General features: G+C 63.5%; 31 protein-coding genes and 1 tRNA gene. 15 read left to right on the forward strand and 17 right to left on the reverse strand.

Annotated elements, in window-relative coordinates; genetic code table 11:
- Positions 1-175 precede the first annotated feature (175 nt).
- The 9 genes from NJQ98_RS01560 (at position 176) to NJQ98_RS01600 (ending at position 5,944) form a co-directional block, all read left to right on the forward strand.
- The gene (locus tag NJQ98_RS01560) at positions 176-709 is read left to right on the forward strand and encodes an amino acid-binding protein (RefSeq protein WP_262174964.1); all 534 of its coding nucleotides are present in this window, start codon (positions 176-178) and stop codon (positions 707-709) included.
- Positions 706-1,662 carry a homoserine dehydrogenase gene (locus NJQ98_RS01565; protein WP_262174967.1) on the forward strand — a complete coding sequence of 319 codons (957 nt, stop codon included), beginning with the start codon at positions 706-708 and terminating at the stop codon, positions 1,660-1,662. Before NJQ98_RS01560 ends, NJQ98_RS01565 begins: the two co-directional genes overlap by 4 nt.
- Positions 1,663-1,818: 156 nt before the next feature.
- The gene (gene tuf / locus NJQ98_RS01570; protein ID WP_262174969.1) at positions 1,819-3,084 is read left to right on the forward strand and encodes a translation elongation factor EF-1 subunit alpha; all 1,266 of its coding nucleotides are present in this window, start codon (positions 1,819-1,821) and stop codon (positions 3,082-3,084) included.
- 3 nt (positions 3,085-3,087) lie between these two features.
- The gene (gene rpsJ, locus NJQ98_RS01575) at positions 3,088-3,399 is read left to right on the forward strand and encodes a 30S ribosomal protein S10 (RefSeq protein ID WP_262174971.1); all 312 of its coding nucleotides are present in this window, start codon (positions 3,088-3,090) and stop codon (positions 3,397-3,399) included.
- A 158-nt stretch (positions 3,400-3,557) separates the two neighbouring features.
- Positions 3,558-3,629, forward strand: a tRNA-Ala gene (locus tag NJQ98_RS01580).
- 176 nt (positions 3,630-3,805) lie between these two features.
- Positions 3,806-4,363 carry an SWIM zinc finger family protein gene (locus NJQ98_RS01585; protein WP_262174974.1) on the forward strand — a complete coding sequence of 186 codons (558 nt, stop codon included), beginning with the start codon at positions 3,806-3,808 and terminating at the stop codon, positions 4,361-4,363.
- 169 nt (positions 4,364-4,532) lie between these two features.
- Positions 4,533-4,970, forward strand: coding sequence for a hypothetical protein (locus NJQ98_RS01590; RefSeq protein ID WP_262174976.1), 438 nt, complete (start codon positions 4,533-4,535; stop codon positions 4,968-4,970).
- On the forward strand, positions 4,971-5,756 hold the full coding sequence (locus tag NJQ98_RS01595; protein WP_262174979.1) for a DNA cytosine methyltransferase: 786 nt from the start codon (positions 4,971-4,973) through the stop codon (positions 5,754-5,756).
- Entirely contained in the window at positions 5,756-5,944 is a 189-nt protein-coding gene (locus NJQ98_RS01600; RefSeq protein ID WP_262174981.1) for a hypothetical protein, read from the forward strand. The genes NJQ98_RS01595 and NJQ98_RS01600 overlap by 1 nt, the downstream gene beginning before the upstream one ends.
- A 369-nt stretch (positions 5,945-6,313) precedes the next feature.
- On the opposite strand, the gene NJQ98_RS01605 is transcribed toward NJQ98_RS01600, so the two are convergent.
- From NJQ98_RS01605 to NJQ98_RS01640, 8 genes are all read right to left on the reverse strand, one after another.
- Positions 6,314-6,691, reverse strand: a complete 378-nt coding sequence (locus NJQ98_RS01605; protein WP_262174984.1) for a PD-(D/E)XK family putative nuclease — start codon at positions 6,689-6,691, stop codon at positions 6,314-6,316.
- Positions 6,692-6,872: 181 nt separating this feature from the next.
- Entirely contained in the window at positions 6,873-7,985 is a 1,113-nt protein-coding gene (locus tag NJQ98_RS01610) for a hypothetical protein (protein ID WP_262174987.1), read from the reverse strand.
- Between the two features lie 100 nt (positions 7,986-8,085).
- A complete protein-coding gene (locus tag NJQ98_RS01615) occupies positions 8,086-8,904 on the reverse strand; it encodes a hypothetical protein (RefSeq protein WP_262174988.1) in 819 nt (272 codons plus the stop codon).
- The gene (locus tag NJQ98_RS01620; RefSeq protein ID WP_489146070.1) at positions 8,904-9,524 is read right to left on the reverse strand and encodes a DUF8063 family protein; all 621 of its coding nucleotides are present in this window, start codon (positions 9,522-9,524) and stop codon (positions 8,904-8,906) included. The genes NJQ98_RS01615 and NJQ98_RS01620 overlap by 1 nt, the downstream gene beginning before the upstream one ends.
- Positions 9,521-11,221, reverse strand: a complete 1,701-nt coding sequence (locus NJQ98_RS01625; RefSeq protein WP_262174991.1) for an Env/VP5 family phage fusion protein — start codon at positions 11,219-11,221, stop codon at positions 9,521-9,523. The genes NJQ98_RS01620 and NJQ98_RS01625 overlap by 4 nt, the downstream gene beginning before the upstream one ends.
- Positions 11,208-11,441: a hypothetical protein gene (locus NJQ98_RS01630; protein ID WP_262174993.1), complete on the reverse strand. Its 234-nt coding sequence runs from the start codon at positions 11,439-11,441 to the stop codon at positions 11,208-11,210. Before NJQ98_RS01630 ends, NJQ98_RS01625 begins: the two co-directional genes overlap by 14 nt.
- Before the next feature lie 2 nt (positions 11,442-11,443).
- Complete coding sequence (locus NJQ98_RS01635; RefSeq protein ID WP_262174994.1) at positions 11,444-11,650, reverse strand: hypothetical protein; 207 nt, start codon at positions 11,648-11,650, stop codon at positions 11,444-11,446.
- Positions 11,651-11,674: 24 nt separating this feature from the next.
- The gene (locus tag NJQ98_RS01640) at positions 11,675-12,067 is read right to left on the reverse strand and encodes a DUF8023 family protein (RefSeq protein ID WP_262174995.1); all 393 of its coding nucleotides are present in this window, start codon (positions 12,065-12,067) and stop codon (positions 11,675-11,677) included.
- Between the two features lie 229 nt (positions 12,068-12,296).
- Between NJQ98_RS01640 and NJQ98_RS01645 the strand changes: the two genes are divergently transcribed.
- The gene (locus NJQ98_RS01645; RefSeq protein WP_262174997.1) at positions 12,297-12,884 is read left to right on the forward strand and encodes a site-specific integrase; all 588 of its coding nucleotides are present in this window, start codon (positions 12,297-12,299) and stop codon (positions 12,882-12,884) included.
- Here NJQ98_RS01645 and NJQ98_RS01650 read toward each other — a convergent pair.
- The 3 genes from NJQ98_RS01650 to NJQ98_RS01660 all read right to left on the reverse strand — a co-directional run bounded on the left by NJQ98_RS01650 (position 12,881) and on the right by NJQ98_RS01660 (position 14,203).
- On the reverse strand, positions 12,881-13,474 hold the full coding sequence (locus NJQ98_RS01650; protein ID WP_262175000.1) for a hypothetical protein: 594 nt from the start codon (positions 13,472-13,474) through the stop codon (positions 12,881-12,883). The two genes, NJQ98_RS01645 and NJQ98_RS01650, sit on opposite strands and share 4 nt — an antisense overlap.
- Positions 13,475-13,579: 105 nt before the next feature.
- Positions 13,580-13,843, reverse strand: a complete 264-nt coding sequence (locus tag NJQ98_RS01655) for a hypothetical protein (protein ID WP_262175003.1) — start codon at positions 13,841-13,843, stop codon at positions 13,580-13,582.
- A gap of 27 nt (positions 13,844-13,870) precedes the next feature.
- A complete protein-coding gene (locus tag NJQ98_RS01660; RefSeq protein WP_489146071.1) occupies positions 13,871-14,203 on the reverse strand; it encodes an ArsR family transcriptional regulator in 333 nt (110 codons plus the stop codon).
- Between the two features lie 320 nt (positions 14,204-14,523).
- Here NJQ98_RS01660 and NJQ98_RS01665 point away from each other — a divergent pair, with 320 nt between their 5' ends.
- The 3 genes from NJQ98_RS01665 to NJQ98_RS01675 all read left to right on the forward strand — a co-directional run bounded on the left by NJQ98_RS01665 (position 14,524) and on the right by NJQ98_RS01675 (position 16,639).
- Entirely contained in the window at positions 14,524-14,823 is a 300-nt protein-coding gene (locus tag NJQ98_RS01665) for a winged helix-turn-helix domain-containing protein (RefSeq protein ID WP_262175008.1), read from the forward strand.
- The gene (locus tag NJQ98_RS01670; RefSeq protein ID WP_262175010.1) at positions 14,816-15,523 is read left to right on the forward strand and encodes a hypothetical protein; all 708 of its coding nucleotides are present in this window, start codon (positions 14,816-14,818) and stop codon (positions 15,521-15,523) included. Before NJQ98_RS01665 ends, NJQ98_RS01670 begins: the two co-directional genes overlap by 8 nt.
- 105 nt (positions 15,524-15,628) lie before the next feature.
- Positions 15,629-16,639 carry a tyrosine-type recombinase/integrase gene (locus NJQ98_RS01675; protein ID WP_262175011.1) on the forward strand — a complete coding sequence of 337 codons (1,011 nt, stop codon included), beginning with the start codon at positions 15,629-15,631 and terminating at the stop codon, positions 16,637-16,639.
- A 428-nt stretch (positions 16,640-17,067) separates the two neighbouring features.
- On the opposite strand, the gene NJQ98_RS01680 is transcribed toward NJQ98_RS01675, so the two are convergent.
- Entirely contained in the window at positions 17,068-17,205 is a 138-nt protein-coding gene (locus tag NJQ98_RS01680; protein WP_262175012.1) for a hypothetical protein, read from the reverse strand.
- Positions 17,206-17,331: 126 nt separating this feature from the next.
- Complete coding sequence (locus NJQ98_RS01685) at positions 17,332-17,619, reverse strand: DUF7577 domain-containing protein (protein ID WP_262175014.1); 288 nt, start codon at positions 17,617-17,619, stop codon at positions 17,332-17,334.
- 129 nt (positions 17,620-17,748) lie between these two features.
- On the opposite strand from NJQ98_RS01685, the gene NJQ98_RS01690 reads away from it, so the two are divergent.
- Both NJQ98_RS01690 and nucS read left to right on the forward strand, forming a co-directional pair.
- The gene (locus tag NJQ98_RS01690; RefSeq protein WP_262175016.1) at positions 17,749-18,183 is read left to right on the forward strand and encodes a DUF6735 family protein; all 435 of its coding nucleotides are present in this window, start codon (positions 17,749-17,751) and stop codon (positions 18,181-18,183) included.
- 8 nt (positions 18,184-18,191) lie between these two features.
- Positions 18,192-18,920 carry an endonuclease NucS gene (gene nucS, locus NJQ98_RS01695; protein ID WP_262175020.1) on the forward strand — a complete coding sequence of 243 codons (729 nt, stop codon included), beginning with the start codon at positions 18,192-18,194 and terminating at the stop codon, positions 18,918-18,920.
- Here nucS and NJQ98_RS01700 read toward each other — a convergent pair.
- The 4 genes from NJQ98_RS01700 to NJQ98_RS01715 all read right to left on the reverse strand — a co-directional run bounded on the left by NJQ98_RS01700 (position 18,917) and on the right by NJQ98_RS01715 (position 24,318).
- Complete coding sequence (locus tag NJQ98_RS01700; RefSeq protein WP_262175022.1) at positions 18,917-19,177, reverse strand: HalOD1 output domain-containing protein; 261 nt, start codon at positions 19,175-19,177, stop codon at positions 18,917-18,919. The genes nucS and NJQ98_RS01700 overlap by 4 nt on opposite strands.
- 40 nt (positions 19,178-19,217) lie before the next feature.
- Positions 19,218-21,911, reverse strand: coding sequence for a DNA mismatch repair protein MutS (gene mutS, locus NJQ98_RS01705; protein ID WP_262175023.1), 2,694 nt, complete (start codon positions 21,909-21,911; stop codon positions 19,218-19,220).
- Positions 21,912-22,036: 125 nt separating this feature from the next.
- On the reverse strand, positions 22,037-23,146 hold the full coding sequence (locus NJQ98_RS01710; protein WP_262175024.1) for a DUF5305 domain-containing protein: 1,110 nt from the start codon (positions 23,144-23,146) through the stop codon (positions 22,037-22,039).
- Between the two features lie 26 nt (positions 23,147-23,172).
- Positions 23,173-24,318: a signal peptidase I gene (locus tag NJQ98_RS01715; RefSeq protein WP_262175027.1), complete on the reverse strand. Its 1,146-nt coding sequence runs from the start codon at positions 24,316-24,318 to the stop codon at positions 23,173-23,175.
- Positions 24,319-24,362 lie beyond the last annotated feature (44 nt).

The following is a 24,362-nucleotide window of genomic DNA, read 5'->3' on the forward strand; positions in this document are numbered from 1 at the left end:
GACGATTCGCCCCTCGGCGGCGTCTCTCCACGTACTGACAACCGACAGTAGCGGTGAGCGGTCCTCCCGGCGGGTTGTCCGCGGGCGCTGCCATCCGAAACGGCGGGATTCTTATAGCTACCCGCTTTGAGTCACCGATAATGAGAGCCAAGATGCGACAGGAGGTGAGCGGGCGATGAGCGACTCGACCGACGAGGTTCGGGCCTACACAGTACGGCTCGAACTCGTCGACGAACCGGGCGCGCTGTTGGACGCGCTCGAACCCATCGCCAGCAACGGCGGCAACCTCCTCTCTATCTTCCACGAACGGGGGAATCTCACCCCGCGGGGCCACATCCCGGTCGAGGTCGACCTGGAGGCGACCCCCGAGCGCTTCGAGGGCATCGTCGAGGCGCTTCGCGAGGCCGGCGTCAACGTCATCCAGGCCGGCGCGGAGCGGTACAGCGAGGCCATGACGGTCGTCCTTTCGGGCCACCTCATCAACACCGACCTCTCCGACACCGTCTCGCGCATCCAGGACGCGACCAACGCGACGGTGACCGACCTCTCGCTGTCGGCCCCGGAGGGCACCGAGGACGCCTCCAGCGCCCGCATCCGGCTGGCGACCGAACAGGACGCCGCCCAGGGCGTCATCGACACCGTCCGCGAGGTCGCCCGGGACAAGGACCTGCGCGTCATCGAACCGCTCGGCCCCGGAGGTGACCTATGAGACTCGCAGTCGTCGGCGCCGGCGCCGTCGGCTCCTCCGTCGCGGAGCTCGCCGCGGACTACGGGCACACCGTTACCGCCTACGCCGACTCACAGAGTGCGGCCGTCGACCCCGACGGCATCGACGTCGAGGCCGCCTTCGAGCGCAAGCAGACCGACGGTATCGTCGGCGACGACGACCCCGCGGCCGCGCTAGAGAGCGCCTATGACGTCCTCGTCGAGGCGACGCCGACGACGCTCGGCGACGCCCAGCCCGGCTTCGGCCACGTCGAGGCCGCGCTGGAACGGGACCGCCACGTCGTCCTCGCCAACAAGGGCCCCGTGGCCGAGCGCTACGCCGACGTGCGCGCGCTGGAACGGGACAGCGCCGGCTCGGTGCTGTTCGAGGCCACCGTCGGCGGCGCCATGCCGGTGCTGTCGACCATCGACGACTTCGACCCGGAACACATCACCGCAGTGCGGGGCGTGCTCAACGGCACCGCGAACTTCATCCTCTCGCGGATGGGCGCGGAAGGGCTCGGCTACGAGCACGTCCTCGCGGAGGCCCAGGACCTCGGCGTCGCCGAGGCCGACCCGACGTTCGACGTCGACGGCACCGACGCCGCGCTCAAGGGCGTCATCGTCGCGAACGTCCTCTCCGACGACGGGACCGAGTACACGCTCGCCGACGCGGACGTCGAGGGCATCGAGGACATCGACGGCTCGGCGCTGGAGCTGGCCGCCGAGGACGGGCGCACGGTGCGGCTCATCGCCGAAGTCGTCGACGGCGAGGTCCGGGTCGGCCCGCGGCTCGTCCCGGAACACGCGCCGCTTGCGCCCACGGGCACCCGGAATATCGTCCAGCTGGAGACCGAACACGCCGGCCGGCTCAACATCTCCGGCCGGGGCGCGGGCGGTCCCGAGACGGCCAGCGCGGTGCTCGCCGACGTCGAGCGGCTCCCCGACCTGGGGTAGGCCCGCTGTAACCGCGCGGTCCGTGTGGCCGCCACGCACGACACGCTCTCTCAAATCGACAGACAGCGCCGCTCTCCCCGGCGAGCACTTTCGAAATCGTTTTATGAACCACCGGCTAAAGACTCCGATACAGCGCCCCTGCGCGTGAGAAACAACATGAGCGACGAACAACACCAGAACCTGGCCATCATCGGCCACGTCGACCACGGGAAGAGCACGCTCGTCGGCCGACTCCTGTACGAGACAGGATCGGTACCGGAGCACGTCATCGAACAGCACAAAGAAGAGGCCGAGGAGAAGGGCAAGGGCGGCTTCGAGTTCGCCTACGTCATGGACAACCTCGCCGAAGAGCGAGAGCGTGGTGTCACCATCGACATCGCCCACCAGGAGTTCAGCACGGACGAGTACGACTTCACCATCGTCGACTGTCCCGGCCACCGCGACTTCGTGAAGAACATGATCACGGGCGCGAGCCAGGCCGACAACGCTGTCCTCGTCGTCGCCGCCGACGACGGTGTCCAGCCGCAGACCCAGGAACACGTCTTCCTGGCCCGAACGCTCGGCATCGGCGAGCTCATCGTCGGCGTCAACAAGATGGACCTCGTCGACTACAACGAGTCCGACTACAAGCAGGTCGTCGAAGAGGTCAAGGACCTGCTCAACCAGGTCCGCTTCGACACCGAGGACGCCTCGTTCATCCCCATCTCGGCCTTCGAGGGCGACAACATCGCCTCCGAGTCCGAGAACACGGACTGGTACGACGGCGACATCCTGCTCGAAGCACTGAACAACCTGCCGGCCCCGGAGCCGCCGACGGACGCGCCGCTCCGACTGCCGATCCAGGACGTCTACACCATCTCCGGCATCGGGACCGTCCCCGTCGGCCGCGTCGAGACGGGTATCCTCAACACCGGCGACAACGTCAGCTTCCAGCCTTCGGACGTCGCCGGCGAGGTCAAGACTGTCGAGATGCACCACGAGGAAGTCCCCAAGGCCGAGCCCGGTGACAACGTCGGGTTCAACGTCCGTGGCGTCGGCAAGGACGACATCCGCCGCGGCGACGTCTGTGGCCCCGCCGACGACCCGCCGTCGGTCGCCGAGACGTTCCAGGCCCAGATCGTCGTGATGCAGCACCCGTCCGTCATCACCGAGGGTTACACGCCGGTCTTCCACGCTCACACCGCACAGGTCGCCTGTACGGTCGAGTCCATCGACAAGAAGATCGACCCCTCCTCCGGCGAGGTCGCCGAGGAGAACCCGGACTTCATCCAGAACGGCGACGCCGCCGTCGTGACGGTCCGACCCCAGAAACCCCTCAGCATCGAGCCGTCCTCCGAGATCCCGGAGCTTGGCTCGTTCGCAATCCGGGACATGGGTCAGACCATCGCAGCTGGGAAAGTCCTCAGCGTCAACGAGCGATAACACATGTCCCAGCAGGCACGCGTTCGGCTCGCGGGCACCAGCCCCGAGGACCTCGACAACATCTGCGCCGACGTGCGGGAGATCGCCGAGAAGACGGGGGTCGAGCTGTCCGGTCCCGTCCCGCTCCCCACGAAGACGCTCGAAGTCCCTACCCGCAAGTCCCCCGACGGTGAGGGGACCGCGACGTGGGAACACTGGGAGATGCGCGTCCACAAGCGGCTCATCGATATCGATGCCGACGAACGGGCCCTGCGCCAGCTGATGCGCATCCAGGTGCCCAACGACGTCTCCATCGAGATCGTCCTCGAGGACTGAGCGAAGCGCCAGCTTCGCGACTCGGGAGCGGAACTACCGGTTCCGCGAACCGCACCCGAATCGCTGGCCGGGACACACTCCACACTCCGTGTGCATCGCTATCGAAGAGCGCCCTCACGCGCAGGGTTTTTATCACCCCGCGTTCGAGAGGCACGTGCGGGCTCGTAGATCAGTGGCAGATCGCTTCCTTCGCAAGGAAGAGGCCCCGGGTTCAAATCCCGGCGAGTCCATGGCGTTTTCGGACGGTCTCGAAGGTCCAAAATTCACTACGCTCACACCCACCAGACACGTCTTTCTCCCTAACGTGTTCGAAAAGAACGGGTCATCCTGAGCGAATTATTTACTCCGCGGGATTCGCCCCGCTGCTGTCCCCGACTTCTGCGAAGGAAAACGGGGGTGTTCGGCCATGAGCGGTGTCACTCGTGGTGCCTGGACACCGAGCGACGATCTCCCCCAGCATATCGGTGGACCACCGACGCTGTCCATGCCCGACGACTGGACGCTTTCGACGGCGTGGAAGCGCGCACAGACCGAGGCCGACCGCGGTGGTCCCGTGAACGACGCCGAGCGTATCGTGAACCTCTCCGACGGCGAGGAGATGCACCGCTGTCTGTGGGCGCTCCAGGGCCGTACACTGGTCGCCTACTGCGACTGTCATGGTCACAGCTATCACGACGGCTGGTGCGCTCACCTCGCCTCGCTCTGGTGGCAGTGGATTCGTGGCTGCATCGTCGTGAGTCACCTGAACACCGGCCGCGAGTACTCCACCCCGCCGGCGTGGCTCCAGCTCGACGACGACCCGACCCGCTACGACGAACTCACCCCCGCCGTACTCGATGCGTTCCTGACTTGCCGGCTCGGGAGCCTCGGCGTTCGGGAGTACGCGCGCCAGAGTGGACGGTCGCCCGGTACCGTCGGGAACCTTCTGGCTGACGCTCCGGAAACGGCGGAGGCACACCGATGACGGGGAACCCCCCACACCCCTCAGAGGAGAGTAGCGGGGGGGTGTCCGCCACCATACCATCCAGTCGAAATGACCCCATCTTTTCACACCCCCGGATGCGGGGCGACCCAACCCCCGTTTCAGGTGCGTCCGCACACCCCCGCCAATCTGCGGACACGGAGGTTAACAGATGAGTGGGACTCGACTCCCCGGCGACTCGGAGAGTAACGACCGCCACAAATCGAACTATCGAGTCGAAGCCCGGATAAAAAGCGCTGAACTCCAAGAGCGAACCGAGCAGTACATCGAGAACCACGGCGAGAACAAGAGCGACCTCGTACGGAACGCGCTAGACGAGTACCTGCCCGACGCTGGACACACTCCCTACGTCGTCCCACAGGACCCCAAGCTGTCGAGAGCCTATCTCTCCCTCGCCTGTGAGCAGAAGCGAATCATCTCTATCGAGGAAGCGAAAGACGAGCTCTCAGAAAGCACGTTCCCAAGCACCGGAAAGGAAGTTATTGAGGATGGGATACTCCGTCCCCTCGGAGACACACCATTTGTCGCTGTTCAGTGGGGTCGTATCGCTGTCCATCCGCTCACTCGAAAGGAGGAGGTAGATGACTAAATGACCAGGACTGAGCGAAAGGTACTCGACCTCTACGCTGGTCTCGGCGGCTGGAGTCAGGCGTTTCGCGGCCATCCCAACTGGCAGGTGACGGCAGTCGATTTCTCGGAGGTCTTCGAGCGAAAGCTCTGGCTCGATGACTGGGGATTCCGGACACTGACGGTCGAGTCTCACATTCAGCAGGATATCCAAGCCGATATCCGGACGCTTTCGTGGGAGGACATCGGCACCGACTACGACGTTATTCTCGCTGGGCCAGACTGCCGCGGCTTCACGATGATGAACGTCGGGGACAACTGGATTGACGGAGAGATTCCAGACAGCGAGGCTGCTCGTTCGTCGCTTGAACTCCTGTTCAAGACCTTCGAACTCATTGAGACTATCGCACCGGACTACTACGTCATCGAGAACCCGACTGGGATGGCCGGCGACTACTTGCGCGCCTTCGCTGAGCAGGTCGATATCGTCCACCAATGCCAGTACGGCAAGAAGTGGCAGAAGCCGACGTATCTCGCCCATAACATCCCCAGGTTCGACACGCGACGCTGTTCACGCGGTGCAGACTGCCACGTTTCGGCGTCTCGGTCGGCAGACGCCGGGACGCAGGCCGCGAATATCGCCTCTGCAGACCGTGCCTGTATCCCGCGTGGCCTCTCCGAAGCTGTTCGCAACAGTATCGAGGACGCTTACGCTGGACACACTGAACAACAGACCTTGGTAGCAGTCGCTGACGGGGGAAACAACCATTCTGGAGACACGGCGACTGACCACTCGGAGGGGCTGTAATGAACGACCGAGTGAGCCCGGCCGACGCCCGTAAGCCGGACTCTGAGGAGCCCTATCGGTACGTCTGTCCGGAGTGTGGCCGACAGGTGCAGGGCCACGAGCGGAGTACAAACTACTACTGCGACGATTGCGGGGCCTTCGACCGCGACGAACTCATAGACCAGAAGCGACACGGAAGCGACCGATGAAACTCCCAGACGCTTTAGTCTACTACGGTGGCGGTATCGCCGCGGGCGCGCTGCTCCGAACATCTCTCGGATGGACGCATACCGAAGTAGGTGCTGTGTCGGCGCTCGCTATTGCTTTGGGCGTCGTTACGGGAGCGATAGACCGATGACTGTCTCGCCGGAGTGGTTAGTATCGGTCGCGGCGCTTCTGTATGTGTGGTCTCAGGGAGCCCACAAGGAGCGTCTGTCCAACTCCGACGACGAAAGTCAGTAACCCGCCCCGAACCTTTTTCTAGCGACTCACATATCCTCAGGTACGGACACCGGCCCCGCGTCTTGACTGCGTGGGGTTTCTCGGTGTCTGTCGTTTGAAACCGGCCAGCGGGAGCTCTAGAACACGTCGTCGATCTGCAGTCGGGCTTTCTCGCTCTGGCGCTGTTGGTGATTTGTCGGGCTCCACGTCGAGAGGGGCAGTTCGCTGGGTCGCTTCAGTAGCGTTTTGAGTAGCCGTATGCCCGTCCCGTGGGGCCGATAGACACCGAGAGCGTAGTATCCCCCCTTCTGGCGTAGAACCCGATGGTACTTTTTGTATATCTGGAAATAGCCGGTAGAAACCATACAGGACTTGATTTCTACCGGAACACCGTTCTGAAACTCGGCATCTTTCCAACTGGCGTGGGTCCCCTCGATTTCGAGCCCGTACTCCTCGGCTATCTTTTTCTCTGCCCGGCTTCCGTATCGTGCCGCTTTCTTACTGCGATTTTTCATTTTTTCGTCGTCTCACATTCTGTTGCTTTGCTCCCGACACTTCGCGCACGCGATTGATATATCTCAATCGCCTCCGTTTATGCCAAGTCATGTCATACCAAACTATCGTCTGTCCCTGCGGTCCTTCCTCTATACACAAGTGGGGGTCCGTGGTGGTTGGGACTCGGCCATCGCCGCGCCGTCACCCAATTGCCTCCGTCACGTTCCCAACTACCTCGCCGTGTTGGCCGCCGTCGTACTCGTTCCATCTCTGGCGGCACCACTCGGCGCTAAAGAGCCCATCGAGGCGTCTGTCGGCTATCTTCTCGAACGACAGCGGTTGGCCGCTCCCAGTTCTCTCGTTGATTACCGTCCAGATCGCCATCTCCCGATAAGCCTCCTCTCTGGCTATGTGGCCGTCGCTATCGGCTGATTCCTCGTTTGCGTCGTCCGACCAACTCCACGGCGCGGGGTCCTTGTCGTTGGGGGACCACTTCGAATCAGGCCAGCCCGTGATTTCGGGCGTGATAGGGTCCTTACCCTTCCGATTCTTCACTGTGTTGTAGAACCGGGCTTGTTTCTTCGATTCTTTCTCAAGAACCGTACACAGTAGCCGAATCGAGGGGTGAACGTCCTTCCCGTCGTGGCCGATTATGATGAGTGCCCCGCCGTACTTCCGAATCTTGTAGACGAGAGTAGCGAGCTTGGTAGACGCCTCGTAGCCGTCTTTCCCGCCACTGGCTTGGCTCGAAGCCTCGTCGAAGAGGAACAGGAACGGAGTAACGTTCTCATCGAGAACATCGCTCATCTTCTCCTCGAACCGCGCTTGCAGCGCCGGCCAGCTTCCGACGTAGATACAGGCGTCTACCTGCTCGGCCAGCGAGCGGATGTTAGTCAACACGCGGGCGTCCGTGTGCCCCTCCTCTCGCCGCTCCTGTAGCCAGTGGCGGGCGACGAGACACCCCGCAGAGGTCTTCCCCGTGCCGGGCTCTCCAAACTCGTACAGGCGTAGATGCTGCTCTGTCGCTATCTCCCGAACCGTCTCTATGTCGTGCCAACCAGAGACGTCTACCTCGTCGTTCTGGCTACCGACGTGGGACCGCAGTGCTTGGCCGTCTCCCTCCTCGACGGCGTCGGCGAAGGCTTCACTGCTGTAGTACTCTCTGATGTCGTGATACAGGTTCAGGTCCTCGACACTCGCCGGGGCGTCGTCCGCTAACCGCCCCTGTCGGTACTGGCGACGGTACGCCGCTCGCAGTTTCATGAGAGTTCGGCGGGCTCGGGTGTCCGTTACCTCGCCTGCCTCGTCCGACACAAACCGATTCTCCCGCCGATGTCGGCCGTCTTTCCAGTCCTTCGACTCACTGAACGCCCATCCGTCTGAATCTTGCTCTCTGGTCATAGTCACAGAAAATTTAGTCGTCGTTTGCCAGTGGTTCGGCTGGCTCCTCGACGGGCTCGGGAATCCTCTCGGCGTCTAAATCCCCGAACTGCTCGCCTAGGACAGGCTCGGGTTCCGGCTGGTCTCCGGCGGGTCCGTCTGGTAGGTCCCCGATTTCCTCCTCTATCTCCTCTATCAAGTCGATAGGCGACGTTCCAGGGACTAGCTGAGCCTCCTCCTGCTCCTCGGCTATCCGCATGAGTGTATCATCGTGAACCTGCGTCGTGAACCGCTGTAGGGTCGCTTTCAGGGACGCATACGCTTCTCGTACCTCGTGGTGGTGTTCGTAGTACTCGTCAACCCGCGACGAGTACCGGACAGCCTCGGCGGGCGTCATATCCTCTTTCTCGACTCCGCGAACCTCCAGCTCGTCTATCTCCTCGTAGTAGTTGTACCGGACGACGACGAAATCACAGACACCGTCGTCGGGTTGCAGTGGGTTCGATCCGACCACCTGCTTTCGCTCCCACAGCTCTGGCGGGACCTTCTGGACATCGTAAATCTCCGAGTCGCCGGGGTCGGTGATACCGACATACACCCAGTCCGGGGAATAGAGGTATTCAGCTATCCGTTTCTGCGCGTAGAAGGTCGGCAGGGCCAGCACACCCCACAGTGTCGCAAACGTTAGCTGTCGTCCCGACGGCGTCGGGAGTTCTGGCCGGACAGCGGCCGCCCACACACCGGCCGCCAGTGCCACCACGGACAGCGGTATCTTGTACTCGGCTAGCAGGTAGACGAGTCGGTCCTTGTTGTTCTGAAACGTCGGTACGATAGTGCCGGGGTCCATGTCCATTATTCGACTGTCTCCGGTTCATCCGGGTCGCTGTTCTTGACGCGATACGCTGCCAGAATCCCCATCACGGTTGTTACCGACACACCGCCCGCCCACCCTGCGGCGCTGCCTGTCGGTTCCCACGGGCCGGATTCACCGCTCGACGGGAGCGACCGGCGCACGATAGTCGGCGTCCCGTTTGGAACCCCGATACCGACACCTACCACCCCCTTGAACCCGCCGACCGATACCTCGGCCGTCGACGTGCCCGATGGGATGGTTCGCTCCGTCTGTTCCGCCTGTACGATACCGTTACCTCCCGCCGACGACACCGCCCCGAACACGTCCGAGGTCGTCACCAGCGACGGTGTATCTGCCTCCAGGGTGAGCTGTATCGTGGCTGTCCGCTGGTCGTTCCCGTCGTCCGTCGTCTCGCTCGACGTGGTAACGATCTCGGCGCTGACGAGTCGTACCGTCGGGGAGAGTTGCGCGGCGTAGGTCGTGCCGCTCTCCGTCTCTGTCCCGTTCTCGGTCATAGTCACAGCATCGTCAGACTGTGCGGCTGTTACCCCCGTAACGCCACTCAGTCCGACGAGACCGCCGACAGCGGACAGCACGGACCGGCGCGTCGGTCCGGTCATCGTCCTCCCCCGAATATCTGACCGAGCAGCCAGATACCGACCACAGCGAGCGCGATAAGACCGATGAGAGCGCCGCGGGTCGCGGTCTCGAACCAGTCAGTCACTCCCGACGGGAGCAGGCCGTCGAGTAGACCCCCCTGGGTCTGCTGGCCGTCTCCGCCACCACCGTCTATGATTAGGTTCGCCCGTTCTTCCTCTAAGGCTTTGCGTTGAGACTTGAGACGTTCTAGTTCGTTCTTGAATTCGGTTAGATTCGACGTGGAATAATCTTTATTTTCTGCCGACGTGACAGAGACCGATTCTCCGGTTTGGGTGTTGGTTGCTTCGGTGACGGTAAACGGCTCTTTGATTTGGACCATTTTGTCCATGCCCTCGATAGGCTCGCCGGTATCGGTATCCTCAGCACTTGCTACGGTCATATAGACGGCTCCATTGAGATTATCGGGGTCGTATTCGTTTCCGGTCACTATTGAGAGGTCGCCTCCACTGAGGAATAGAGTGCCCTCAATTTCGGCGTTGTACGTTGTCTCACTGTACGACGCACCCGCTCCGGTGTCGTTACCGGAGTCATATTCGCGGACTGTCAAATCGGTCTGGACAACGTGAGAGACGTTCTGTTGCCCGGTTAGGCCGATAGCTGCCAATTCTGCGTTAGCGAAGCTGTAGTATCCAGTTTCATTATAGTCGGTAGAGGCTTCTTGAGCGAGAGCGGCAGGGCCGACAATATCGGAAGTTGATATATCTCCGGCTTGATACTCGGAGTAGAATCCATCAATCCACTGGGCTCCGTTAGCTTTTATATCATCTGCTAGAAGCATCCAGGATTCGGTTTGGTCAGCGACATCTGCCATACTAATAGCAGGCACAAATTCCTCTTTCGAAGTATTCTCATCGCTGTAAGGAGCGACTCCTCCATCATTAGATGCTCCGTCATAGCTTTCCGGGCCAACATATAGGGCCTCATGTGCAGCATTATCGTCCTCAGTTCCTTCCGACCAGGAGTGTTCGAGGAGGTAGATTTTACCGTCCTCGGGCTCGAAGGGAGCAACAATACCGTAGCGGTCTCTGCCCTCAGCTGTAAAGAGAGCCATGTCCCCACCTTGAGCTACCGTGGTATTGACCGTGATATTGCTCCCGTCAGGAAGCCGATACGTGGCAGAGGCGAGAGACGAATAAGCATCGACGTTGTGGCCGGGACTAGTGGCGGTTCCGCCGGTTTGGTTACTCAAATAAGCCATTTGAACCATTGCGGCTTCGTGACGACGCAAATCGTTACGTATCAAGCGGGTGGTATAATTCTCGACAGAGTCATCAAAGGCTGATTTCGCCTCTGATTTATTGGCACCATTATTTAGAGCTTCAGCAGTGGCAACCTGTGCTTTCAACCAGAGGATACCTCTAAGGTCTTGTTGGAGGTTATTTCGAGTTGTATAGTACGTTTCGCGGCTCTGTTCCATCGCTTGGGCAGATGCATAGGCATCTAACCGAGTCTGATCTTCGGCAGAGTCGTCATAAACACCACAATCGACCTCAGGGTCAATTACGGAGTGGAATCCGCGAATCGCGTCATCAAGGCCGCAGTCCGTCGAGACAGTCTCGGCAGCCGCCGTCCCGGTCGTCCCAATCACGACAGACGACACCATGAGCAGCGCGAGACAGACACGTCCGAGCGCATGACTATGACTACGGAGACTCATCTTGTACCCCCTCTATATCTCCGTTCCCGACCCACGCCTCGGATTCCTTCTTTCGCGTATGCACCGAGTGGACGACGTAGGCGAGCCCGAGAGATGGAAGGAGACTCACCCATTCACCCGGAGCGAGCGCCCACAGCGCCGCAACGGACGAGACACTGATTTGGGCCGTCAGTACCTCGAAGGGCTTAATTGTGGCTTCGAGGCTGTCGAGTCGGAACATGGCTAGCCCTCCATGATCTGTTCGTCGACGAGCTGGTACAGCCCGAGGAGTCCCGACACACCGATCACGACGTACACGAGCCCCGCCGTGCCCGCATCGAGCGCGAGGGTATCCGTCAGGAGGTTGGTGTCGGTTAGTTCGACCAGTCCCCAGTTCATCGCCGCGATTCCGTTAACTGTCCACGTACCGATGTTGAGAGCGTCTTTCATTGTTGTAGTCTTGAAGCGATTTGTTCAGCCTGTGAAACTCAGGGAGTAGTAGCCGCCAGCCTGTACGATGAGAGCCACGAACGCCGGGAAATCGCCCGAGAGGAACTCGGAGAGAACCGGCACGAACGGCGGGACGAGGATGAGCGCGACCGTCGCCGCGACTATCCATATCTCCACTTGTTCGAGGCTACTCCGGTCCTGCCGGTTGGTGTAGTAGGCGTACCCGAGAACCCCGAGAGAAATCACCGTCGCTATGGTGATTGTCGTCGTTTGCCCGTCGCCAGAGAACGACATCACCGAGCTGGCGAAGTCGATACCGAACCACTTCGAATCGATTAGCCCGAGCGAGATCATACTCGCCGCAACGAAGATGGGCGAGAGGGCCGCGTCGGGTATGTCAAATCTGCCTGTTGCCATTGTTTCACCGGCCCGAGAAGGCCGATACGCACACTGGCGAAACGAGACATAAGAATATCTCAGAGTGTTCAGTGAAAGTAATACAGATTATTTCTGTGACTATGACCGGCCGACTGGCTTTCCGCTTCTGGCTGTAGACCCGGAAAATCTACCCCCGAACGACCCCGAATCACCCCCGCCCGACCCCAAAGATTCTAGGTTATCCTTCCGCCAAGCAGACATACCGGAAATGAACTTAGAAGAATACGAGAATCAGGACGGCATGAAGGTGTGGCTGTCCGAGAGCGAGGTCGAGCAGCTCATCGAGCAGTTCGACGATACCGAGAAGCGGATAGCGATACAGCTAGCCGCCCGATGTGGCCTGCGGTCGGCCGAGGTCCTGAACGTCGCACCGGCCCACGTCGCCGACACGGACGCCGGCACGATGCTCAGGGTGTGGGAGTCGGCCAAGACCGACAAGTACCGAGAGACGCCCGTGCCGCCGAATCTGGCTACCACTATCCGAACCGTCGGGGACATCCGCGACGAGCCCGCCGACGCCCCCGCCGTCGACGCGACGACCCGAACCCTGCGGAACTGGATAGCCGACACCACGGACGAGCTGGAGTCTGTGACAAATGACCCCGGCTGGAGCTACGTCGGGATGCACGACCTACGGCGTACCTGGGCGACCTCGCTCCGGTCTGCCGACGTGGACGCTATGGTCGTTTGCGACTGGGGCGGGTGGGACGATCTCGATACGTTCTTAGACCACTACAGGGGGACCCACAGCCCCGAAGCGCAGCGGAGGGAGCGGGAGAAAGTGGACTGGCTCTAAACTCGCTCTTCGACCTCAGACGGCGAGAGAACGTCTTGACTTTCGGTGTCGGCCGTTTCGATGAAGCTTTGAGCACTCGCAAATGTTTCATCGGCGCTTTGTTGCTGTCCGTTTCCTGCTAATCTACCCGCTTCAAGCAGCTCGGCCCCTGCATTCGCCAATGCAGAGGCTTCGGCTTCTCCAGCTCGGGCCGCAACAGCCACCTCAGTGAATTCTTCTTGTTCCGCTGTCTCAGCCACTTCAGCGAAATCTTCAGAGACCCCATTGGCAAGGCTCTCGTAATTATCGTAACCTTGGCTGCTCTCAAGGAGCATTACAACCTGCCCGTATGAGCCGTTCTCGTATGAATCAACTGCGGTCGAAATCGTGTCCCTGATTACCCCCCTATTTTGATGGGCAAACCTGTAGTTCGTAGTTATGGACGTTCTTGCCTCGATATTCTCCGGTGGCGGGGTTATTTCACTATCTGGTTCGGGACTTTGCTGTCCATCACCTTCCGGTTCGCTATCTTCCGAGCCGTTGGACGAACAGCCCGCGAAGGCTAGAAGCCCCGTCGCCGTCGCTGTTTTGAGGAGGGCACGCCGGTTCATGATTCTGTCTCGACTGTCTTAGCGGTTGCATAGTATTCTCCACTTAGATACCAGCCACATTCACGTATTGGCACAACGTTCACATCTCATTAAATCATCTTGAATTTACCCCTTCAGAACCCTCTCCACGGTAGGCGTCGGCTGGTGACTGGCGTCCAGCTCGCCGTCGAGATACCGCCGACCCTCAGACGTTATTTCGTACATGTCGCCGTGTAGCGCTGCGACTAGCTCGGCGTGCTGGAGGAACAGTAACCGCTCCTCGACGTGGCCTTTCGACACCTGCTCGAAGGCGTCGGTAGCGATGAGCGACGGTGTCGACCAGTGTTCCCCGTCGAGATATTCGAGGATACGGTCATCTTCGCGCTTCATCCAGTGGGCAGTTTGTCGTATGGTCCATCACCCCGCGTTCCCTGGTTCGGTTGTCCCTGCTGGCCCGTTTCCGTTGTTGGTGTCCGGCACTTCGTCGGGCTCGTCCTCGTAGGTACTTATCTCGCCGTCGAGATACTGCTCTCCTCGATTCGTGATGATATACACACCGTTGCCAAGATGCTGTAGAAGGTGGTGGTCCCGAAGTTTCCCGAGTCGGCGGGAAATCTGTGTCCGAGAGATTTTGAAATAGCCGCTATCCTCAAGCTCTTTTGGCGAAACCGAATCCCGTTCCCGAGCAAGTTCTAGAATCCGGTCATCCCATATGGTCATCCACGCACCCGAACGTCTCATTATCCTCATTTCTGTAACAGTGATACCTCAAGGCCTCGGATATGGCATAATAGATCCGATAACAGCGTAGATAGTATGTCCACAACATTAATGTAATGGTCGCACTATAGGTATCATAGGAGCTGCCCACTTGGTACGTAACTGAAGGCTACGAGAAAGCGAAGCCTCTGGCGTCGTACCGAGTCCAGGGCCGTGGTGCAACACGGCCCTGAAAGGGTGGTTCCGTACCCGAAGATGAACGGAACCAACGCACCGGGCCGTATGCCGGCCCGGACTGGACAGTTCGAATCGCGCGGTCAAAAGAGTGCGGTGATTGGGGGCGAGAGTCCATGAGCGCCGACGTGGACTTTGACGACGCTTCCCTGGTGAAGTCGAGTACGGTGCGGGAGGCTGTCGTCGACGACCTCGCCGACGGACCGGCTACCCCGTCCGACATCGCCGACGCCTGCACTCACGACATCTCGCACGTCTCCCGAGCCCTTCGGGAGATGCGAGACGCCGACATCGTGGAGCTTCTCGTCTCCGAGGAGCGCAAGAAGGGACGTATCTACGGCCTCACCGACGCTGGCGAGGCCGTCGTTTCGTTCCTCGACGAACGCGGGCAGAGTCGGGAGGGAGACGATGAGTAGAGCAGCGACTCCTTCCGCCGGTTCGGAGTCGGCCCGTCTCCCGGCCGGCTTCGAGCCCGACCACCACGACCCGGACAAGTTCGTCGTGCGGTGTCCCGACTGTAGCGACCGGGATGTCTACGACGAGCGCCCCGGAACCGGAGTCCAACGCTGTATCCACTGCGGCCGTCTACGCGGCGTCACGCCCGTCAGTCGGGACGAATCCGGCGAGCATGACAATGACCACGACGACTGGATAGACGAGGCCCGGAACGCCGAGGAGCCCGTCGAGAACGACGGCGAAGACGCTAGGCGATGCCCCACCTGTTCCGGGTTCGTCGCAGACGACGCCCGCCAGTGCCCGAAGTGTGAACAGCAGCTCATCGCCACCGACGGTGGTCGGCCCGGCCCCGACCCGGAGAACCTGACCGACGCTGACAAGCCGGCCGTTATCGACGTGGACGGGGATGGAGACGTGTACGTCGCCTCGGCGAAGGTCCGAGAGAACGGCTGGCTCTGGCTCAAGCAGTGGGACGGGCGGACGTTCAAACTCCCCCCGCACCGGATACGGGCCATTCAGCGTATCCGGACGGAGCGACACGGCGAACCGGACAAGATGGGGATGAAACCCCAGCGCGTCGCTGACGAGGAGTGGCGAGAGCGGGCGCGGGAGATGACTGCCGACACCGAGGCTACCGAGGCCGTGGTCGCGGATGACTGAGCACGAGGGCGTCCTGCGGTGTGAGCACTGCGGGCAGACCTTCCTGGTGTCCGATGGCGACCTCATCACCATCGACCACTTCCAGAACTGCGAGGGCTTGGAGGTATGACTGACGACCTCGACCCGCTGACGCCGGAGGAGGGTGTCGAGCGGTTCCTGACCCACCGGGAGCCGTCCGTTCGGAAGTCCACCCTCCAGAACGCGAAGACCCGGCTACAGTACTTCCTCGACTGGTGCGACGAGCGCGATATCGAGAACCTGAACACGCTCTCGGGCCGGGATATCTCGGATTTCGTGGCGTGGCGACGGGGCGATATCGCCCCCATCACGCTCCAGAAACAGCTATCGACTATCAGACAGGCGCTCCGCTGGTGGGCCGACATCGAGGCCGTCGACGAGGGACTGAGCGAGAAGGTCCACGCGCCCGAGCTGCCCGACGGAGCGGAGAGCAAGGACGTGCATCTCGACCCCGGCCGGGCGACTGCGGCCCTGGAGTACTACGGTCGGCATCGGTACGCCAGCCGGGAACACGCGCTTATCGCGCTCATGTGGCGTACCGGGATGCGCCGGGGCGCGATTTGGTCGCTCGATGTCGACGATCTGGAACCCGACGCCCACGCGGTACGCTTGGAACACCGTATTGAGGAGGGGACGAAGCTCAAGAACGGCGAGGCCGGCGAGCGGTGGGTCTATCTCGGCCCGAAGTGGTTCCAGATTCTCGACGACTACGTCGACAACCCGGACCGCGTCCAGGGCACGGACGAGTACGGCCGAGAGCCGCTGTTTACCAAGGACGACGGCGGCCGTCCTGCCCCGCAGACCATCTACAAGTGGGTGATGCGGGCGCTGCATCCGTGCAGCTACGCGAGTTGTCCGCACGACCGGACACCGGAGACGTGTGACGCTCGCGGCCGGATGGCGAACGTCGCGGCGTGCCCGTCGTCGCGGTCGCCCCACGCCGTCCGACGAGGGGCTATCACCCACCACCTGACGGAGGACACCCCACCGGAGACGGTGAGCGAGCGGATGGACGTATCGCTCGATGTGCTGTACCAGCACTACGACGCTCGAACCGAACGCGAGAAGATGGACGTGCGAACCGACCACCTGCCATAACCGATGTTCAGAAACACCCAAAACCGCATGACTGCACTGCTGAAAACCTGCCCGGCGAGTCCATATCCGGTTTATCGCGGTTCTCAGACGTTCCAACGAGTCACACCCTGACGATTCGTCATCCTATGGGCGGCCGTGTCGGCAAACAGACCGCCGAGTATCTCGTGGACCAGAGTCACGACGTACCGTTAACCGAGTAATATGCGTAGCACGTCGAGGCGCTGTCCGACGCGTACATCGGCCCCGTCATCTACGGCAAGACGACCCATTCGGTGATTCTCAAACAGGCCGACCTGGTCGAGGCCGGCGTCGAAGGAGCTGGACTGGTCGGGGCGCTCGAAGCGGTTGGACACTCGCCCGCGACGCGGTCCCGGCGCTGACGGGACCCGTGTGGGAATTTCGGCCGTCCCACGAGAAACCTGTCGCTGCTAGCGGCGGTCGGCTTCGGGGTTGTTCTTCCGGCGGTAGGTCCCGACCATCTTCCAGAGCGCGTCGTCGATTTGGTCACCGTTTGCTTCCGCTTCGAGCTGTCGGTACAGGTTTTCGGGGACTTCGATTCGAGGCATCACCAGTGTCTACCGACCGGATGTACATAAAATCTCTCTGACACGGAATCGAGTAAATGCTTTCAATCGGGCGGATAGCGCGCTCGTACGGTGGTTCGGCGCCGCGGCCTCGGCGGCTGTCACCGCTCAGTGGGCGTTGGGGCGCTCCCGCGAGGGACGCTGTGGCGTGCCGCTCGACATGTCGGCGATACACTCCCGACAGAACTGGTAGCCTGGCTCGTTTCTCGTACCGCAGTTGGCGCAGGTGACGAGCTCCGTCCCCTCGTCGCTGGTGGCTGGCTGCGTCGCCCCGGGGTCGGACTGTGCGGCTCCGCTCGCCGGCTCGCCCTGGCGGCGATAGGCGTACAGCATGGTCAGGATGTGGATGCCGACCAGCAGGGCGATGGCACCGTACAGCCAGTCACTCCCGAGCATACGTGATAGTACGGTGACGCGACACTTGAGGGTTGTGCATAGTTGACATGGGCGGCCGGTACCGGCCGCCACTGTCCCGCTCGCCCCGACGGCGAGCGTTCAAGTACGGTGCCGGGACCATCCCGGCCTATGGGCCAGCGCGCGCTCGTGGTCGTCCCGCGGTCGGACGGCCGCTACGACTGCCGACACGCCCACTGGGGCGTGACCGTCGACCCGCTTGCCCAGTCCACCCCGCTCGCCAGCGACCTATCGGCGACGGCCGTCCTCGACGAAATCGACGCCGGCTACGACCGGCTGGTCGTCCTCGGGGTGACCCCGCGCTGGTACTGCGTCTGCTGGCTCGACCCGACGCTGTCCGACCACGACGACGTCGCCCTGGCCCGGACGGACGACCCCGACGAGTTGCGCGACCGCTGGACCGAGGCCAAGAGCCGCGCTGTCGACGCCGTGGCCGACGGCGCCGCCCCCGACGCCGCGCGGGCGATGCTCCTGCTCGGACTGGCGCGCCGGGCCGACGCCCTCTACCGTCCCGGCGACGCGTCATTTTTACGCGACGACGGCTAACCACAGCCGTGACTGCCGATAGCGCCGTCGAGACACTCTCGTACCCGGAGGCCGACACCGCCCGCGACCTGGTCGCCCGCGCCATCGACCGGGGCGCGATGGTGACGCTCTTTGGCCGGTGTACCGTCGAGTACGACGGCCGCGCGGCGAGTTCGCTCGGGCCGGGGGACCGCCACGTGACGCTGAAACCGGACGGGGCGGCGCTGGTCCACACCGACGAGGGCCAGCAGCCGGTCAACTGGCAGCCCCCCGGCTGTGAGCACTCCGTCGCCGTCAGCGACGGCGCCCTCGAACTCCACTCCGAGCGGTCGAACCCGGCGGAGACGCTCGACGTCGCCTTCGAGACCGTGGCCCACGCCGCCGCCTTCGACGTCAGCGACCCCGAGGAGCTGGCCGTCTCCGGGACCGAAGCCGACCTCAAAGAGCGCATCCTCGAGGACCCGTCCCTCGTCGAACCCGGCTTCACGCCGCTGGCGACCGAGCGGGCGACCCCCGCCGGCGCCGTCGACATCTACGGCGAGGACGACGCCGGTCGGACCGTCGTCGTCGAGCTGAAGCGGCGCCGCGTCGGGCCGGACGCGGTCGGACAGCTCGGCCGATACGTCGACGCCCTGGAGCGGGACCTCCACGCGGGGACCGAGGTCCGGGGCATCCTGGTCGCCCCGTCAGTGACCGACCGGGCGCGCCAGCTGCTCGCGAAGCGGGGCCTGGAGTTCGTCTCGCTCGAACCGACCTAGTACACCTCGACTGCCTCGCCGGACACCACGACCCGGTGGCCGGCGTAGCTGAAGGTCACGTGCGTCGCGCCGTCGGACTCGTCGACCACCGTTTCCAGGGCGTCGGGGTCGACCACGTTGCCGAGCGGGGCGAGCGACTGGGGACTTTCGTTCTTGGCGGCCGCGACGGCTCGAACGACGGCGAGCGTCCGTGCGTCCGATTCCCTCGTCCGTCGGACGAGCGGGGCCTCGTCAGTTCTACCACCACTACAGTTCATGTGCTTATCATTTTCATTTTATCATAAAAGTCGTGTTCCCTTACTGGTTACCTAGCCTCCGCTCGGCATGGGTTACAAGGTCGGACAGCGTGTTGAGCGCTTCGAGCGGTGTCATCGTCGCCACGTCCACGTCCCGCAGCAGGGCGGCGAGTTCGGGGTCGTCGCCCAGCGCCGCACCGGCAGCCTCGCCCCGCTCAGATGTCTGTCCCGCTCGGGAGCCCGTCTCGGCCGGCGGGGCCTCGTCGTCCGCCAGCCGCTCGCGCGCGCTCTCGACGACGGGCTCGGGCACCCCGGCCATCGCCGCCACCTCGACGCCGTAGGAGGCGGCGGCCGGCCCGTCGGCCAGCTCGTGGTCGAAGACGACCGCCCCGCCTTCACGACTGGTCCCGAAGTGGCGGTTGGCCACGCCCGACAGCTCGTCGGCCGCCGCGGTGAGGTCGTGGTGATGGGTCGCAAAGAGGGTGTAGGCGCCCACCTCGTCGTGGAGGTAGTCGGTGACCGCGCGGGCGATAGCCAGCCCGTCGGCCGTCGAGGTCCCCCGCCCGACCTCGTCAAGCAGGACCAGCGAGTCGGCCGTCGCCTCCGTCAGGATGGTCGATAGCTCCGTCATCTCTATCATGAACGTCGAGCGGCCGCCGGCGATGTCGTCGCTGGCGCCCACGCGGGTGAAGACACGGTCGAGCACGGGCAGGTCGGCCGACGACGCCGGGACGAACGAGCCGGTCTGAGCGAGGACACAACAGAGCGCGACCTGGCGCATGTAGGTGGACTTCCCGCTCATGTTCGGCCCGGTGAGGACGACGAAGCGGGGCCGTGCCGTCCCGTCACCGTCCGCCGCCTCGCCTCCCAGATGGGTGTCGTTGGGGACGAACGACTCCTCGGTGCGCTCGACGACGGGGTGGCGGCCGGCCTCGATGTCGATGCCGTCGGCGCCGACGGCCGGGCGGCAGTACCCCCGTGTCGCGGCCACCTCGCCGAAGGCGACGAGGGTGTCGAGCCGTGCGAGTTTGTCGGCGAGCGCCTGGACGCGCTCGGCCTCCTCGGCGACCTGGTCGCGCACCCGGCAGAACAGCTCGTACTCCAGGTCGTCGGCCGCCGCCTCCGCCCGCAGTATCTCCTCCTCGCGCTCTTTCAGCTCGGGCGTGTAGTAGCGCTCGCTGTTTTTCAGCGTCTGGCGGCGCTGGTAGTCCTCGGGCACCGAATCGAGGTTGGCGTTTGTCACCTCGATGTAGTAGCCATGCACCGCCGTGTGGCCGACCTTCAGCGAGTCGATACCGGTGCACTCGCGCTCGCTCGCTTCGAGGTCGTCTATCCACTGCTTGCCCGACTGCTCCGTCGAGCGCAGTTCGTCCAGGTCGTCGTCGTACCCCGCCCGAATCACGCCGCCCTCGGTTATCTGCTGGGGCGGGTCGGGCCGGATGGCCGCCTCGATTTCCTCGCGGGTCTCGGTCAGCGGGTCGAGCGTCGCCTCCAGGTCAGCGAGCAGCCGCGATTCCGACCCGGCCAGCGCCTCGCGGACCTCGGGTACCACCGACAGCGTCGAGGCCAGCGAGCGCAGATCCCGCGCGTTCGCCCGGCCGCGGGACACCCGCGAGATGAGCCGCTCAATGTCGTACACCTGCGAGAGCAACTCGGACAGCCGCTCGCGGGTCCCCGGGCTGCGCTTCAGTTCGCCGACGGCCTCGTGTCGCGCCTCGATTCGGTCTTCGTCCAGCAGCGGCCGGCGCAGCCAGTCCGTGAGCTTGCGCCGGCCCAGCGCACAGGCCGTCTCGTCGAGCGTGTCCACGAGTGTCAGGTTCCCGTGACCGCGAACCGAGCGCCGGTCGAACAGCTCCAGGCTCTCGACGGCGACCGCGTCAAGCAGCATGTACTCGCGGGGGTCGTACCGCGTGAGGTGGTTCAGGTAATCCAGGGTGCCCTCCGGGTCGACGTCGGGGTCGACCGGCTCGCCGTCGGGACCGACCGCCCCCGACTTCCCGCGGGTGTACTCGGCGTAGGCGAGCAACGCGCCACAGGCCCGCCGCTCGGCGTCGCCCGCCAGCAGCCGCTCGGGCGGGCCGAAATACCGCTCGATGCGCGTCTCGGCGCGCTCGGTGTCGAAGGCGTCGGCGTCGTACTCGGTGACGAGACAGCCACCGCCGAAGACCGCCTCCCGGTCAACGTCGACGTCGGGCCCGACGATGGCTTCGGCCGGGCCGAACCGGCGCAGTTCGTCGGCCACGGCCGTCTCGGCGTCCACGCTGGTCGCGTAACACGCGCCCGTCGAGATGTCGACCAGCGCGAGGCCGTACGCCTCGCCGGCGGCCAGGGCCGCGACGTAGTTGCTGTCGGCCCCGTCCAGCAGCTCCGCCTCCGTCAGCGTCCCCGGCGTCACGACCCGCGTGACGGCCCGCTCGACGACGCCGCTTACCTCCTCGGGGTCCTCGACCTGGTCGGCGATGGCGACCCGATAGCCCGCGTCCAGCAGCGTCTCGATGTACGATTCGGCGTTGTCGATGGGGATGCCCGCCATCGCGTACTCGCCGGTCGAGTCCGTCCGCTGGGTCAGCGTTATCTCACACAGCCGGGCGACCCGCTCTGCGGCCGCACAGAAGGCCTCGTAGAAGTCCCCCACCTGAAAGAGGACGAGCGCCTCGTCGTAGCGCTCGCACAGCTCGAAGTACTGAGCCATCATCGGCGTCAGCTCGTCGTCCAGCTCGGCCATCTTCGCCGGTGGCCCGAGCGCCGCGTCCATACCCGACCTCGGGGGGTCGGTCGCATTATACCCCACGGTCGTGGCTCATACCGGTGGCTGTAACAAACCGAAGGAATTCGCCACCCCGGGTGGTGAATCTCTTTACGAACGTGCGGCCACCAGTATCAGTCGTCCCCTGTCTCTGAGCTGTCTCCGGTGCGGGTCCGGCTCGTTCCCCTCGGCGGGTCGTAGCGGTACCACCGGTCTCCAGCTAACACGAGGTATATGTCCCGCGTAGTGTCTTCGATGACCCGGTTTTCCGTGTCGATAGCGATGTCCACCAGCCCCTCGAGCGAGTGGACGTCGACCGTCGACGGGGCCTCGCTCGGCTCGGGGACCCTCCCGGTCGTTATCCAGTCGTCGAACTCCTCCCTGTCCGCCCGATAGGCCACCAACTCGCGCTCGTGGTCGTCGATACTGAGTTGTCCCCGCCGCCGTGCGACGACGAGCCCGACCGCGCCGCCGCCACAAAGCAGGGCCAGCAACGGCACACCGACGGTTCTCGGCCACCCGTACTCGGCTGTGGCCGTCACTCGCTCGCTCCGGTTGTCCGACTCGGTAACCGGTCCGGGATCGTCGACGCGGTAGACGCTGCCGTCCGGCTGAATCCCCAGCCGATAGCTTCGGGTCACGTCGACCGGCCGCCCGTTTCGTGTCCCCGACAGCTCCGTCCTGGCCACGACGACCGTCTGTAGCTCCCCGGGCGTCCCACCGAACTCCGCGTCGATTCGCTCCGCCTCCCCCGTAGCGGCACTGACGTTGACGGAGAACGGCACCGCTGTTTCCTCTCCCGGGGCCAGCGAAGCAGTGCGGTTGCCGAGGCTCCGCTCGACCGCCCAGTACACGTTCCCGTTGCCGTTCTCGGCCGACTCGACCGACCGCAACAGCAGCGAGACGGTCGTCTCGGCGCTGACGTTTCCTCCCCCGCTGGCGGTGTAGCCGTAGCTAAACGACCCGTTCAGCTCCGGAGTTATCGACCGGAAATACGTCGTACGGTTCCGTAGTACCGCCCCTTCCGGCAACGCTGTGGTCCCGTTTACCACGGTTGCCTGATGGCTGAACTGGCCGGTCGACTGCCACTCGCTGCGCTCGCGGGTCTCCGTCACCGTTCCCGGGTCCGCGTGGGTCACGTAGGTCAGATACCCACCCGACACCGCAAGCACCACGAGTATCCCCACGGCGAGAGCGTAGTTGTCCCCTATCGCTATCTGTAGTCGTCGAGTCCGCCCGTTCATACTCTTGTCACCATTGTGTGTCCTCGTTATCTGAGCCACGTCCGCAGACGGTCGAACCGGGACGGTCCATCGCGGGTCCGTGTGCGGACCCGCCCGGAGTTCCCCACTGCTACGCCCACTGCATAAAACGAGCCCCCCAGCAGCGCGTCGATGACGACGACGGGGAGCCACGGGTGAATCAGATACAGTGACCGGATGGTCGACTGCGGGAGGACCAGCAGATAGCGGTGCTCGACGACGTGGTGCTGGTAGTACCCCGTCTCCGGTGGGGCAGACAGCGTCAACGTCCCGTTGACCGACGAGCGGGGCCCGACCGCCGCCTCGCGCGGCTCGACATCGACCCCGTCGCTGACCGGCTCGACGTACCGAACGACCGGGACGAACCCGCCGTTGGCGGTCGTGTACGGTACCGACTCGTTGGTCCCCTGCTCGATGACGCGCGGACCCGGCGAGTCGGTCTCGGCGCTGACGATGTCGAAGGTCTGTGGCCCCGCGGGGACCGTCATCGCGGCCGTCGCGGATAGGACGATAGCCGCGCTGAAGACTACGACGACCAGGTGGAGTGATACCCCCGTATCCCGCTCGGTCTCCCGCGTGCGCCCGCGCTCGTCGTCCAGATACAGGTCGAGGAGGTAGCCGGCCACGGAGAGCGAGAGCAGGAGGTACGCGACACCTTGGGTACCAAGCAGCGAGCGCGTGCCAAAGAGCCCGGCCAACTGGCGCTGGACCGACCCGAACGCGTCCTGGGACGCGGTGACGGCGGCACCGACACCCGGAATCGTCACCACCGCCCCACCGGGTTGCCAGGCGACAGCGACGACCTGTGCCTCACTGACCGGCGGCTCGCCGCCGTCCTGGTCGGTGAAGGGGTTTGCGTCGCCTCTCGTCACGTACCCTCGTTCGGTCTCCTCGACGACACGGTGGGTCGTGAGCCCGCCGCCCTGTATCTCCTCGGACCGGAAGACGACGACGTCGCCCTCCTCTACGGGGCCGGCGATCTCCGCCGGAATCGCGACGAACCCCTCGCCGGTCTCGATGGTCGGCTCCATACTTCCCGAGGTGACAAACCCGAGAAGCACCGGCTGGCCGAGTACCTGCCCCAGCACCATCGAGACGAGGAAAACGACTAGCGCTGCCTCCCCCAGTAGGGTCCCCACCCTGCGCAGTCCCATCACTGTAGCCTCATTTTCCCTGACATATAACCGTTTGTGTGGAG

Source organism: Haloarcula laminariae, assembly GCF_025457605.1.
Taxonomy (GTDB): Archaea; Halobacteriota; Halobacteria; order Halobacteriales; family Haloarculaceae; genus Haloarcula; species Haloarcula laminariae.

Excerpts from the sequence above, each read along its gene's own strand:
- NJQ98_RS01560 (WP_262174964.1), top strand. The coding sequence starts at position 176 with ATGAGCGACTCGACCGACGAGGTTCGGGCCTACACAGTACGGCTCGAA.
- NJQ98_RS01565 (WP_262174967.1), top strand. The coding sequence starts at position 706 with ATGAGACTCGCAGTCGTCGGCGCCGGCGCCGTCGGCTCCTCCGTCGCG.
- tuf (WP_262174969.1), top strand. The coding sequence starts at position 1,819 with ATGAGCGACGAACAACACCAGAACCTGGCCATCATCGGCCACGTCGAC.
- rpsJ (WP_262174971.1), top strand. The coding sequence starts at position 3,088 with ATGTCCCAGCAGGCACGCGTTCGGCTCGCGGGCACCAGCCCCGAGGAC.
- NJQ98_RS01585 (WP_262174974.1), top strand. The coding sequence starts at position 3,806 with ATGAGCGGTGTCACTCGTGGTGCCTGGACACCGAGCGACGATCTCCCC.
- NJQ98_RS01590 (WP_262174976.1), top strand. The coding sequence starts at position 4,533 with ATGAGTGGGACTCGACTCCCCGGCGACTCGGAGAGTAACGACCGCCAC.
- NJQ98_RS01595 (WP_262174979.1), top strand. The coding sequence starts at position 4,971 with ATGACCAGGACTGAGCGAAAGGTACTCGACCTCTACGCTGGTCTCGGC.
- NJQ98_RS01600 (WP_262174981.1), top strand. The coding sequence starts at position 5,756 with ATGAACGACCGAGTGAGCCCGGCCGACGCCCGTAAGCCGGACTCTGAG.
- NJQ98_RS01605 (WP_262174984.1), bottom strand. The coding sequence starts at position 6,691 with ATGAAAAATCGCAGTAAGAAAGCGGCACGATACGGAAGCCGGGCAGAG.
- NJQ98_RS01615 (WP_262174988.1), bottom strand. The coding sequence starts at position 8,904 with ATGGACATGGACCCCGGCACTATCGTACCGACGTTTCAGAACAACAAG.
- NJQ98_RS01620 (WP_489146070.1), bottom strand. The coding sequence starts at position 9,524 with ATGACCGGACCGACGCGCCGGTCCGTGCTGTCCGCTGTCGGCGGTCTC.
- NJQ98_RS01625 (WP_262174991.1), bottom strand. The coding sequence starts at position 11,221 with ATGAGTCTCCGTAGTCATAGTCATGCGCTCGGACGTGTCTGTCTCGCG.
- NJQ98_RS01630 (WP_262174993.1), bottom strand. The coding sequence starts at position 11,441 with ATGTTCCGACTCGACAGCCTCGAAGCCACAATTAAGCCCTTCGAGGTA.
- NJQ98_RS01635 (WP_262174994.1), bottom strand. The coding sequence starts at position 11,650 with ATGAAAGACGCTCTCAACATCGGTACGTGGACAGTTAACGGAATCGCG.
- NJQ98_RS01640 (WP_262174995.1), bottom strand. The coding sequence starts at position 12,067 with ATGGCAACAGGCAGATTTGACATACCCGACGCGGCCCTCTCGCCCATC.
- NJQ98_RS01645 (WP_262174997.1), top strand. The coding sequence starts at position 12,297 with ATGAACTTAGAAGAATACGAGAATCAGGACGGCATGAAGGTGTGGCTG.
- NJQ98_RS01650 (WP_262175000.1), bottom strand. The coding sequence starts at position 13,474 with ATGAACCGGCGTGCCCTCCTCAAAACAGCGACGGCGACGGGGCTTCTA.
- NJQ98_RS01655 (WP_262175003.1), bottom strand. The coding sequence starts at position 13,843 with ATGAAGCGCGAAGATGACCGTATCCTCGAATATCTCGACGGGGAACAC.
- NJQ98_RS01660 (WP_489146071.1), bottom strand. The coding sequence starts at position 14,203 with ATGAGGATAATGAGACGTTCGGGTGCGTGGATGACCATATGGGATGAC.
- NJQ98_RS01665 (WP_262175008.1), top strand. The coding sequence starts at position 14,524 with ATGAGCGCCGACGTGGACTTTGACGACGCTTCCCTGGTGAAGTCGAGT.
- NJQ98_RS01670 (WP_262175010.1), top strand. The coding sequence starts at position 14,816 with ATGAGTAGAGCAGCGACTCCTTCCGCCGGTTCGGAGTCGGCCCGTCTC.
- NJQ98_RS01675 (WP_262175011.1), top strand. The coding sequence starts at position 15,629 with ATGACTGACGACCTCGACCCGCTGACGCCGGAGGAGGGTGTCGAGCGG.
- NJQ98_RS01680 (WP_262175012.1), bottom strand. The coding sequence starts at position 17,205 with ATGCCTCGAATCGAAGTCCCCGAAAACCTGTACCGACAGCTCGAAGCG.
- NJQ98_RS01685 (WP_262175014.1), bottom strand. The coding sequence starts at position 17,619 with ATGCTCGGGAGTGACTGGCTGTACGGTGCCATCGCCCTGCTGGTCGGC.
- NJQ98_RS01690 (WP_262175016.1), top strand. The coding sequence starts at position 17,749 with ATGGGCCAGCGCGCGCTCGTGGTCGTCCCGCGGTCGGACGGCCGCTAC.
- NJQ98_RS01700 (WP_262175022.1), bottom strand. The coding sequence starts at position 19,177 with ATGAACTGTAGTGGTGGTAGAACTGACGAGGCCCCGCTCGTCCGACGG.
- mutS (WP_262175023.1), bottom strand. The coding sequence starts at position 21,911 with ATGGACGCGGCGCTCGGGCCACCGGCGAAGATGGCCGAGCTGGACGAC.
- NJQ98_RS01710 (WP_262175024.1), bottom strand. The coding sequence starts at position 23,146 with ATGAACGGGCGGACTCGACGACTACAGATAGCGATAGGGGACAACTAC.
- NJQ98_RS01715 (WP_262175027.1), bottom strand. The coding sequence starts at position 24,318 with ATGGGACTGCGCAGGGTGGGGACCCTACTGGGGGAGGCAGCGCTAGTC.